Annotated in this window: 1 protein-coding gene; it reads left to right on the top strand. The window is 57.3% G+C overall.

Features of this window, described 5'->3' with window-relative positions; genetic code table 11:
- On the top strand, positions 1-220 hold a 220-nt coding region (locus MO387_RS21105), incomplete at both ends, for an Ig-like domain-containing protein (RefSeq protein WP_242326531.1).

The following is a 220-nucleotide window of genomic DNA, read 5'->3' as shown; positions in this document are numbered from 1 at the left end:
CCAGCATTACCGATGACACCGGCGCCTCCGGCAGCGACTTCATCACCAACGACAACACCCTGATTTTCAACGGCACGGTCGATTTAGGTGACAACAGCACCTTGGCCGTCACCATCAATGGCGTGGTGTACACCACTGCCAACGGCTTGGTGATTGATGCCAGCGGTAACTGGAGCATCGACTTAACCGGCACCACCTTGGCCGATGGCACTTACCCCCA

Source organism: Shewanella sp. N2AIL (assembly GCF_022690845.1).
Taxonomy (GTDB): Bacteria; Pseudomonadota; Gammaproteobacteria; order Enterobacterales; family Shewanellaceae; genus Shewanella; species Shewanella baltica.
Note: the sequence above shows the minus strand (reverse complement) of the source record. Positions and strands in the feature narration are given on the sequence as shown.